This is a genomic window from candidate division TA06 bacterium, from assembly GCA_016208585.1.
GTDB lineage: Bacteria > Edwardsbacteria > AC1 > AC1 > EtOH8 > UBA5202.
The window spans coordinates 1-10,242 of the sequence record JACQXR010000055.1 but is presented as its reverse complement, the minus strand read 5'-3'; the positions used below and the strand labels follow the sequence as shown (position 1 = coordinate 10,242).

General features: G+C 53.5%; 7 protein-coding genes, 2 tRNA genes and 1 other RNA gene. 2 read left to right on the top strand and 8 right to left on the bottom strand.

The window, feature by feature from the left end; translation table 11 throughout:
• Positions 1–65: 65 nt before the first annotated feature.
• Positions 66–139, bottom strand: a tRNA-Gln gene (locus HY768_04585).
• Positions 140–344: 205 nt separating this feature from the next.
• On the opposite strand from HY768_04585, the gene HY768_04580 reads away from it, so the two are divergent.
• A complete protein-coding gene (locus tag HY768_04580) occupies positions 345–1,526 on the top strand; it encodes a pyridoxal phosphate-dependent aminotransferase family protein (GenBank protein ID MBI4726490.1) in 1,182 nt (393 codons plus the stop codon).
• A 166-nt stretch (positions 1,527–1,692) separates the two neighbouring features.
• Positions 1,693–5,535, top strand: coding sequence for a tetratricopeptide repeat protein (locus HY768_04575; GenBank protein MBI4726489.1), 3,843 nt, complete (start codon positions 1,693–1,695; stop codon positions 5,533–5,535).
• Positions 5,536–5,643: 108 nt separating this feature from the next.
• Here HY768_04575 and HY768_04570 read toward each other — a convergent pair whose 3' ends face one another.
• From HY768_04570 to HY768_04540, 7 genes are all read right to left on the bottom strand, one after another.
• Positions 5,644–6,663 carry a radical SAM protein gene (locus HY768_04570; protein ID MBI4726488.1) on the bottom strand — a complete coding sequence of 340 codons (1,020 nt, stop codon included), beginning with the start codon at positions 6,661–6,663 and terminating at the stop codon, positions 5,644–5,646.
• Positions 6,660–6,998, bottom strand: coding sequence for a hypothetical protein (locus HY768_04565; protein ID MBI4726487.1), 339 nt, complete (start codon positions 6,996–6,998; stop codon positions 6,660–6,662). Before HY768_04565 ends, HY768_04570 begins: the two co-directional genes overlap by 4 nt.
• Positions 6,986–7,516, bottom strand: a complete 531-nt coding sequence (locus HY768_04560) for a hypothetical protein (GenBank protein ID MBI4726486.1) — start codon at positions 7,514–7,516, stop codon at positions 6,986–6,988. The genes HY768_04565 and HY768_04560 overlap by 13 nt, the downstream gene beginning before the upstream one ends.
• The gene (locus tag HY768_04555; protein ID MBI4726485.1) at positions 7,513–7,734 is read right to left on the bottom strand and encodes a DUF167 domain-containing protein; all 222 of its coding nucleotides are present in this window, start codon (positions 7,732–7,734) and stop codon (positions 7,513–7,515) included. The genes HY768_04560 and HY768_04555 overlap by 4 nt, the downstream gene beginning before the upstream one ends.
• Before the next feature lie 199 nt (positions 7,735–7,933).
• A complete protein-coding gene (locus tag HY768_04550) occupies positions 7,934–8,464 on the bottom strand; it encodes an SET domain-containing protein (GenBank protein MBI4726484.1) in 531 nt (176 codons plus the stop codon).
• 499 nt (positions 8,465–8,963) lie between these two features.
• Positions 8,964–9,320, bottom strand: a transfer-messenger RNA (tmRNA) gene (gene ssrA, locus HY768_04545).
• Between the two features lie 230 nt (positions 9,321–9,550).
• Positions 9,551–9,626: transfer RNA gene (locus HY768_04540), tRNA-Lys, on the bottom strand.
• Between the last annotated feature and the right edge of the window lie 616 nt (positions 9,627–10,242).

Below are 10,242 nucleotides of genomic sequence, written 5' to 3'. Positions count from 1 at the left end.
AGGCGAAGACTAACCGAGCCAACTGAAAAAACGACCGTGGCTTAGGCCCCGGTCGCTTTTTATTATGGCTGGGGGACAGGGATTCGAACCCCGATACCATGGTCCAGAGCCATGTGTCCTGCCGTTGGACGATCCCCCAGTGAATATTCATTGAGTCTTAAAAACAGCATCAGGGACATAAAACCTGTTAGTCCCTGGTATCTTTTAATTATAACCTAAAAAAACCTCTTTTGTCAACCGCTTTTCTATTCACCAATCCTCCCCTGAAGGGATTTTTCCTTGCTATGCTTTTGGTTTTTTAGTATAATTAAAGTTTACAATCTTGTAAATTTCAGAGATCTTTAATGGATATCTTCAAAAAATGCGTTGATTTCACCGATGCCCGGGATGCCCGGGAAGCCGGGCTGTATCCCTATTTTCACCCCCTTTCCTCAGCCCAGGAGCCCGAGGTGATCATTGACGGCCAGAAGATGATAATGATCGGCTCCAACAACTATCTGGGGCTGACCACTCATCCCAGGGTCAAGGAAGCCGCCATCAAAGCGGTGGAGAAATTCGGTACCGGCTGCACCGGCTCCCGCTTTTTGACCGGCACCCTGGACATGCACAACCAGCTGGAAACCAAGCTGGCCAAGTTCCTGAACAAGCCGGCGGCCCTGGTCTTTTCCACCGGGATGCAGACCAACCTGGGCGTCATCTCCTGTCTGGGAACCAAGGACGATATCCTGATCACCGACAAATACGACCATGCCTCGATCCTGGACGGCTGCCGCCTTTCCTATTCCATGATGCGGCGCTTCCAACACAACGACACGTACAGTCTGGACCGGGTGCTGCACGGCTTGGGTCACAACAAGGGAAAGATGGTGATCGTGGACGGCATTTACAGCATGGAGGGCGACATTGCCGACCTGCCTAATATCGTCAAGGTCTGCCAAAAATATGGGACCCGGGTGCTGGTGGACGACGCCCACGCCCTGGGAGTGCTGGGAGCCCATGGCCGGGGCACCGCCGAGCATTTTGACCTGGAGCAGGAAACCGATCTGATAATGGGCACCTTCTCCAAGAGTTTCGCCGCCATCGGCGGGGTGGTGGCCGGCGACTTTGAGGTGATAGACTACATCAAGCATTTTGCCCGGAGCATGATCTTCTCGGCCGCCCTGCCCCCGGCGTTGACTGCGGCCGTCTCGGCGGCGGTGGACGTGCTGCAGCAGGAGCCGGAACTGCTGACCCGCCTCTGGCATAATACCGACAAAATGCTTAAAGGCTTTAAGGAACTCGGCTACGACACCGGCTCGGCCTGCACCCCCATTATCCCGCTGATGATCGGCTCGCGGGAAAAGGCCTTTGCCCTATGGAAGCGCTTGATGGCTCACGGCGTTTTCGCCAACCCGGTGATTGCCCCGGCCGTGCCCGAAGGCCGGGAGATGATCCGCACCAGTTTTTCGGCCGCCCACACCGAGGCCCAATTGGACCGGGTGCTGGAAGAATTCAGGACCGCCGGCAAAGAGCTGGGATTGATCTGACCGGATCATATTTGTTTTTCAATAAACCAGCGATTTAACCAGCTGATTTAACCAGCGATTTATCCTTGACTTTAAAATATGCTTGTGTTATAAGTTTAAATGTTACCCTTTTGTTTGAAGCCGTTAATAAAATGCTAAATTTCACTCTTTTCGGAGTTGCTGTGCTATGTCTCCTTTAGCCGATTTTTTTCTGCTTTCCAAAGAGCAGATATTGCAGAAGGCCGATAAGCTGCGAGCCGAGGGCAAGCCCGGCAAGGCGGCCGAGCTGTTGGCCTCGGGGCTCAAGAACAATACCGAGGACTTTGAACTGCTGCTGGCGCTGGCCGGAGCCCACCAGGCCGACGAAAAGGGCCGGGACGCCGCTTCCGCCTTAAAGAACGCCATCAGTCTGGCCCCGGCCCGCTCCAAGGAAGTGCTGGAATCGGCCGAGGAACTTTTTTACAACGGGAACCGCTCGTCCGACCTGGGGGACCTGGCTTTTGAGATGAACATCTCCCGGCGCAATATCGAGCCGGCCGTCAAAATACTCAAAACCCTGCCCGACCGGGACATCGATGCCATGCTTTCGCGCTACGGCAAGGTCAAGGAATCTCTGGACCGCTATCGGGGTCCGGCCAAACCGGCCGGGACCAGGGCTAAGGACATGGGAGTATTTTTAAGCCTGGCCCTGCTTTATTACCGCAAGGGCCAGCCCCGGCCGGCTTTTGATCTGTTGGACGCGGCGGCCCAGTCTCCGGACGAATATCCCCCTGTCAACGAAGCCGCCTTCCAGATCGCCGCCACCGGGGCCGGAGTGACCGAAGTGGCCATGCGCTACGGCGATGTGCTGATCCAGACCGGCCAGCGCGATAAAGCACTGGAGCTTTATTCCGAAGCGGCCAAGGTCCAGGACCCGCAGCCGGTGATAGACCGGTTAAAGAACTTTTTAGAAAAAGAACCTGATAACACCGGCGCCCTGGCCCTGATCATTCAGCTCTACCTGAAAAAGCAGCAGGCTTTGCCCGGACTGGAAGCCGCCAAAAGGCTGTGGAAACTGGATCAGCGGCACCGGGAAACGATCTTAGCCCAGCTGCGGGAGATACTGAAACTGGATCCGCAGAACACCGATGGCTTCATGTTTATGGGAGATTGCGCCCTGGAGGCCTTAAAGCCCGATCTGGCCATGACCTCCTTGGCCCGGGTGGCCGAACTGGCCCCGGAACTTTTGTCCCAGGTACTGGACCGTTATCATCAGATACTGGAAAAATCCCCGGGGAATTTTGAGGCTGCCACCCGCATCATAGACGCCTATTCCGCGGCCGGGCAAACCGACCAGGTGGTAAAGTCGCTGAGGGACATGGTCTCCAAGGATGCCACCCTGGTGGATTTGGCCCTGGAAAAACTCAACGGGTTGCTGCAGAAAAATCTGGATCAGCCTTTGGCCCTGGAGTTTCTGGCCGAATGCTATCTTTTGCGCCCGGAAACGCTGAAAGCGGCCAGGGTTTACCAGTATCTGGCAGGCCTGGGGGGCGAATGGCTGGAAAAATCTTTGTCCAAAATGCAGGGCCTGCTGGCTAAAGAGTTTGACCAGTCCCTGGCTTCCCCGCTGATAGAAGCGCTGATAAAAAACAACAAACTGGCGGAAGCTGTCATGCTGGGAGCCGAGCTGGGTAAAAGAAACCCTTTAAGCTGGCCGGAGTTTCTGCCGCTGTTGGATTCCGCCTCGCCCCAAGCCGATCCCCGGTTCAACCAGGGTCTGGCCAAGATTTGCCAGAATCTGGAACAGCAGGGCCAGGACCTGCCCGTCATTCATCTGGTCAAGGCCGCGGCCTGGGCCCGGTCGGGCGAGCAGCAGGCGGCGGCAGCCCTGTTCCTGCAGCTTCACCAGCAACCGGAGCTTTCCCGGCTGGCCAAGGATTCCCTGATGGAACTGGCCCGGGAATTTCCCCAATCCGGACAATTGCAATTGACCCTGGCGGAACTGCACCAGCGCGACGCCGAGCCGGCACCCATGGCCGCCGCCCTGTTGGCGGCCGCCGCCAGCGACAAATCCCTGTTGCCCCAGGTCAGTTTAAAACTGCAAGAGCTATTGCGGCAGCAGCCCGACGACCTGCAATTGCAGATTTTACAGATGGAACTTCTATACCAGCAGCGCCTTTTGGACAAGGCCTTTGACCAGGCCAATGCCATCGCGGCTAAATGGCCCGGAGCCGGCTCGGCCAAGGCCTATCTGCGGCTGGGACAGATCTATCTGGAAAAAGGCGAGTTGACCAAGGCCGGCGGCGGATTGATGAAGGCCTCGGAACTGGACGGCGCCCTCTCGGAAGAGGCCTTGCTGAATTTGAAAAAACTGCTGGAGATAGACGACACCAGCCTGCCCGGCCATTACGCCCAGGCCAAGGTTCTGCTGCATCTTAAGAAATATGACCGATCCCTGGATGAACTTCTGTTTGTGACCCAGCGGGAGCCGCGCTGGGCCGAAAAGATTTTGGCGGACATCAAGGATATCCAAACCGCCGACCCGGCTAATCACCGGGCTCTGGTAGCCGATGCCCAGATCAATATGGTGCTACAGAATTACGGTCCGGCCGCCTCAGCCCTAAGCCAGGCCCTGGAGTTGGCCCCGGAGATCGCCGACCAGGTGGCGGCCTTTTACCGGCAGATGTTAAGCAAAAACCCGGACCAGCCCCAGGTAAAAATGGCGCTGGCCAAATCGCTGGTGGTACAAAATACTCTGGATGAAGCAGTGGCACTGATCGAACAGGCCTTGTCCCGGGAAGCGACGTTGGCCGAGCCGGCCATCGGCCTGCTGCGCCAGGTTCTGCAGCGGGACAAGGAAAATATCGCCGGGCTTTACCTGCTGGCTAGGATTTATGCCCAGCGGAATGCTGCGGAACAGAGCGTTGACATGCTGCGGCAGATACTGGAGATCTCGGAAGAGCAATCGGCCGAGGTGGCCGTCAGGCTGCAGGCCATCATCGACCAGTTCCCACAAGTGGCGCCGGCCCGCTACCTCTTGGCCGAACTCCAGTGCCGGACCGGCCGTTATGATCTGGCCCTGGCGGAATACGAAGCCGTCGTCAAGGCGCGGCCCGAGGACCGGGCCAGGGTATTGGGGTCTTTGGATCACATTTTAGAACAACACCCCAATCAGGCCGAGATCCTATTTTTCAAGTCCCGGCTTTTGGCCGAATCGGGGGACCTCAAGGCATCCATCGCGGGGCTGGTCAGGGTTTCAGAACTGGATCCCTCCCGCCGCACCGCGGCCGCCGCCGCCATCGAAAGGATGATGGCCCAGCATAGCGATCTGCCGGAAATATACGAAGCCCTGGGAATAATATATTTTGAAATGGGAAAATTCCCCCAGGCCAGGGATCTGCTTTCCGGGGCCGTGAAAATGGTGGAAGACCCCGAGCGCAAGATGAGGGTCCTTTTCTTCCTGGCCGAAAGCTATCTGGCCCTGCGCCAGGAGGACAAGGCCGAAGAGATAATGAATCAGGTGCGGCAGCTGAATCCCGACGCCGACGAGGTATTCCGGGCCATGCGCCGGTTCAATATGCGCCGGATGCAGGTGGAGGTGGACAAGTCATCTCAGGCTCTGCAGGAGGCCCCGGACGACGAGTTCCGGAAACTTGATCTGGCCGGCAAGCTTTTAGGGGTGGGCAAGCATGATACCGCCGTCAGCCTGCTGGCTTTCAAGCCACAGAGCAAGGAGACCGCCGGACGCCGGTTGCTTTTGCTGGCCCGGGCTTTCCTGGGCCGGGGCGAGGCGGTTTCAGCATTGGAAGTATTGCGGGCCGTGCCCTTGTCCGAGCATCCCTTCAACCGTTTCCAGATGGATGTCTGCTACCTGCTGGGGCAGTGTTACGAGTATCTGGGCAATTACGCCGCGGCCGTGGCCGCCTACCGGATGATCTATCTGGACCAGACCGATTTCAGGGACGTCAAGCGGCGGATGGAGCAGGCCTCGGGCTTGGCGGTGTTGAAAGAGCTGGGGCGGAGGTCCACCGCGCTGGAAGCTTTGGCTTAAGCAATAATCGGTCTTTAATAAAAAAGGTGCGATAAACATCGCACCTTTTTTATTTTCGCCGGGGATTATAGTTATGATAGGTTTTAAGTAACTTCCTGATATACCCACCTACCCGTTGGATTTGCTGTCCACGCATAGCACTTCGTTCTGCGTATTGTATATCGGGCATCCCCTGCCGCACAGCGGGAGTTTTCGGCGCTTCTTGCACTTGTCCATAATATGGGCTTTGTTACGAATATCCACCGCCGGCTTGGCATTCCAGATTACCTCCCACTTGTCGGTCAGGATATTCCCCAGCGGCGCGAAATAGCTCTGGCAGGGGATGACGCTGCCATCCGGTTCCACGCGCATATTATAGCGGGCCGCGGTGCAGGTTTTCACCCCCAGCTCCAGGCCGACCGGGTCCAGCTGGCAGTACTGGGTGGGCGGGTACCAGATCAGCTTGAGCCCCAGACGCTGGGCCTGGTTACGGATTCGCTCCATCAATGGGACCAGCTCCGCTTCCTTGAAGCATAGTCCGCAGGAAGCGCCCTGGCCGGAGTAGATCAGCCTGTTGCAGGCCATGGTGGTGATCCCCAGTTTTTTAAGGAACTCAACGGTCTTTTCCATGCCTTTGGCGTTGAGCTTGATCAGGGTGGTGTTGGTAATGGTGCAGACCGGCGAGGCCGCCGCATTCTTGATGGCTTTGACCGTATCCTCAAAAGCCCCTTTGCTGCCCACCATTTTGTCGTGGACCGAGGCCAGATGCGACTCCAGGGTGATCTGGAAATGATCGAGGCCGGCCTCGGTCATTTGTTTGACCAACTTTTTATCCTTCAATTTACGGCCGTTGGTCAAAAGACCTGTTATCAGGCCGGTTTCCTCGGCAGAGGCGATCAGTTCTACCAGGTCCGGCCTTAGGGTGGCCTCGCCCCCGGTGAAGCAGACCTGGGGTATGCCTATCTCCCATATTTTGGATAAAGCCTGCTTCCATTGTTGGGTTGTAAGCTTTCCGGGCATCCTGTCCTTGGGCAGGTAACAGTGCTTGCAGGCGTTGTTGCACTGGTAGGTCAGGGCCAGATCCATCCGGTAGGTCGCGCTGACCGGGGTCTCGAAAAGCTCGATCCGGTTGATGTCCAGATAGGTCACCGGACAGATGTCGTCGGTGAAGGCCAGGGCGAATATCTTTTGTTTGAGATGATTGAAATCATTTTCCAGCCCGGCCGGCTTGACCCCCCGATATCGCTGCCCATCTGCTCGGCCGCAGTTTTGGCATCATCGCCTTCTATGATGTGCTTGGCCAGCTCGGCTGCGGTCTGGTTCAGGTGGAGGATTTTGGAGGCGTTGATCACCAGCGCTTCCCTGGCAGCAGGCTTGATCCGCAGGTGCAGCCGGAAGTACTGGACGCCCTGCTGTCCCCGGTAGTGATATAGCCCGGGTGACAGGGGTTTGGCCCAGTGGAAAATGTTTTTTATCCAAGCCATTTTTTCACCTTTCGTTTTCCCAATAGTATTACCGGAATTTCCAATAGGGCCTCGTTGGTTTCCGTACCCGAAGACAATTGCGAGGCCAGTTTTTCGCGGTTGTAATAATATGTCCGGTCCAGCAGCCGGGGCAGGCGCTGCCTTAAAGGTTCGGCTAAAAGCCCGGCCAGAATGAACATCGGCCCCACCGGATATATTATTATTTTATGGCCCGCAACTTTAAGCCTTAAGCATTTTGGCTTTTGTCCTACAATTTGTTTCTCTATCATCCGGCCCCGCAGTTCCCAGTTGTTCCATTGTATGATCACATCATTGTCCTGTAACTGGATCTGTGAAGGGCGCACCCACTCCCGGCTGATCAGAGCCGCCCCCAGGGTAGCGGTGAATAGGATCAATGTGCCCAGAAGTTTTATAACCAGTGCCGGGCTTTGCATGATGAACCCGCAAAGCAGGATGAAACCGGCATCCAGCAAGGTAAGGCTCAGCAGTATTATCCGGGAATAATTGATGATCTTCATTCCGTTTTTATCTCCACTATTTTAAGCCGCGAGGTCTGGCCCCGCAGAATGGCAACGGCCGACTTTTTGACCTTGAAATGCGCGGCCAGGAACTCCACTAACTTTTGGTTAGCCTTGCTCTCCACCGCCGGCGCGCAAAGGTAAACCTTGTAGCGTTGGTCCTCTTTCACCATTTTTTCCTGTTTGGCGTTGGAGACGACTTTTATGTTTAATATCATGGTCGTTTCATAATTGCTTAACCACAAAAGCTTGCCCTGAGCAGCGCCAAAGGGGACACAAAATTCTAAATGTCATAAAGAGCCAAATGATTAAAATGAGAAAAAGGTTTTGCGTTTTTTGTGCCCATTCGATTTAACACTTCGATAAACTCGGTGTGGCACTCAGGACAGGTTTTATGTGGCAAAATAGGGATTTGATTTATTTGGCGATAAACAACCTTTTGAACTTGGGGTCATGTTTTATCAGCTCTTCCTTCAGCAGCTGGGATACTTTTTTGACCAGCTTTTGGGCCGGCTTGAGCTTTTTATCCCATAAGGCCCGCACTCCTCTGGGCAGGGGGTGCCGGCAGCGTAAGATGCCGCAGCAGTTAGGCGAGCCGCAGGCGCATTTGAATCCCCACTCTTTATCGTAAAAGACCCGGTAGTCGCAGGTGGCTTCCTGGCCTTTTTTGATGTCCCGGACCACAATATCGTATCCCTTCCCGGTGTCTAAGATGTTGGAGTCGCAGCAGTGGTTCATGTACTTGGAATCGCCGCAGGGCATCACCACCAAGCCGTCCTTGACGGTGTAGGCATGGAACAAAAGCTTTTTCTTCTGACCGGGGGATAGTTTCTGGAACCGGGAGTTGGGGGTCACTTGGCAATTGCGGCACTCGAAGAACACTATTGTTCCCCGGGGGATGAACTTGTTGGCAAAAAGCCCCTGGCCCTTGTTTCTAATTTTCTTCACTGTGAATAATGGCGCTAACATACGTCCTGAAAACCCTAAATTTTAATACCGAAATCCTAAACAAACCCGAAACTGTAATTTCAAAGTACCAATCTGTTAGAAATTATGATATTTTTGTATTTGTTTAGGATTTAGTGTTTACCGGTTTAATTGTATATAATTTAAGCGTTAATTACAAGCAAAAAGAAAAGCCAAAAACGGTTTCGTGGTATAAGTCCTTGCGAATCAATGGGTGATTTTTGAGCCTGAATTCAAATCGATTACATGATGAAACCTCTAAGACCATTGCCCCATCTGCATTCTACAATTTTCTTGTAAAAACAACCGGACGCTACTGATAAATATTTTCAGTTTTTTCACCCGCAAAGGATAAACCCGATCATCGCTTTTGCCAACAGTTTTTATGACCAAACAGTCGCCCCGCAATTGCGGAGCGACTGTTTGGTCTGGTATGGTGCCCCGCCGTTGGCGGGGCTATTGCCAAGCTCTGGTGCCAATATGGTGGAGGCGGTGGGAATTGAACCCACGTCCGATAAGGGAAAAACCTAAGCCTCTACATGCTTATTTTGTGTTTTGATCTTTTCCCTAAAAAGCCCGCACAAACACGGTCCTTTCAGGGAGCAGCCCGAAAGTCTCATCAGAAATGCCCGGGCCGGGCGTTCCTGACCAGCCCATCATTGCGATGCCGTTTATAAATCCGATAGGCGGGGATCTACAACGACATGGCAGCTAAAATTAAGCTGCCAGAGCGTAGTTGTAAGTGCCAATTATGGCTTTGCCAGTATTTTAACGAGCCCTCTGACTTTCTCGGCATGCCACTTAAACCCTTTCTTTACCGTCGAAACCTGTCGCCCCCCTTTTATTATTACTCCGTCATCCTGAGAACTTCTTGCTTGCTTTGCTTCCGAAGGACGCCCCCCTTTATTTGATTACTTTCCCGCACTGAGAACAACCCCTTGCTTTACGTATCGAATCGAAGTGTCGCCCCCTATTATTGCTTCCTTGGTTTAAAGATACCAATAAATATGCTGTTTGTCAAGCGGTAAAAAAGCACAGTCCGTATGCTGTGCTTTGGAATCTTAAAACTGGTGCGCCATAAAGGACTCGAACCTTTGACCCGCTGATTAAGAGTCAGCTGCTCTACCAGCTGAGCTAATGGCGCGTTTTGCAAGAAGAATTATTGCTCAACCTTGGCAAAAGCCAAAGTTGAGCAAATCCGAATATTAAAATCCAAAATCACCGCCTTCCTCCTTCGTTTCTACTACGGCGGACCACCGCCACAACGGGGCAAGCAGGTTGGCGGGACCCCGATATTGCGGGACAAATGCTAATGGTTCGGCAGGCTCACCACAAGTTTTACCAAAAGACCCGGTTTTTGGCGTTTTCTGATTTCTGAAATTGATGGCTTCGGATTTGTTTGGTCCGCCTGCGGCGGATTCGATATTCGATATCACTACTGTCCGGTTATTATGGAAAATGGCGTTTTTCGTGGTATAAGTCCTTGCGAATCAATGGGTGATTTTTGAGCCTGAATTCAAATCGATTACATGATGAAACCTCTAAGACCATTGCCCCATCTGTATTCTACAATTTTCTTGTAAAAACAACCGGACGCTACTGATTCGATATTCGAATTTGCCAACAGGCCAGTTATTATACTAAGAGCTTATCCGTAAATAATTATTACCTGTCGAAAAACGATTGATGCACAAGCCAACATCAACAAGCCCAGATGGCTTGATGTCTTTTTTTCAAATCGGACAAGAAGCTTGCGATAG

Coding starts and splice junctions, on each gene's coding strand:
- HY768_04580 (MBI4726490.1), top strand. CDS start 345: ATGGATATCTTCAAAAAATGCGTTGATTTCACCGATGCCCGGGATGCC.
- HY768_04575 (MBI4726489.1), top strand. CDS start 1,693: ATGTCTCCTTTAGCCGATTTTTTTCTGCTTTCCAAAGAGCAGATATTG.
- HY768_04565 (MBI4726487.1), bottom strand. CDS start 6,998: ATGGCTTGGATAAAAAACATTTTCCACTGGGCCAAACCCCTGTCACCC.
- HY768_04560 (MBI4726486.1), bottom strand. CDS start 7,516: ATGAAGATCATCAATTATTCCCGGATAATACTGCTGAGCCTTACCTTG.
- HY768_04555 (MBI4726485.1), bottom strand. CDS start 7,734: ATGATATTAAACATAAAAGTCGTCTCCAACGCCAAACAGGAAAAAATG.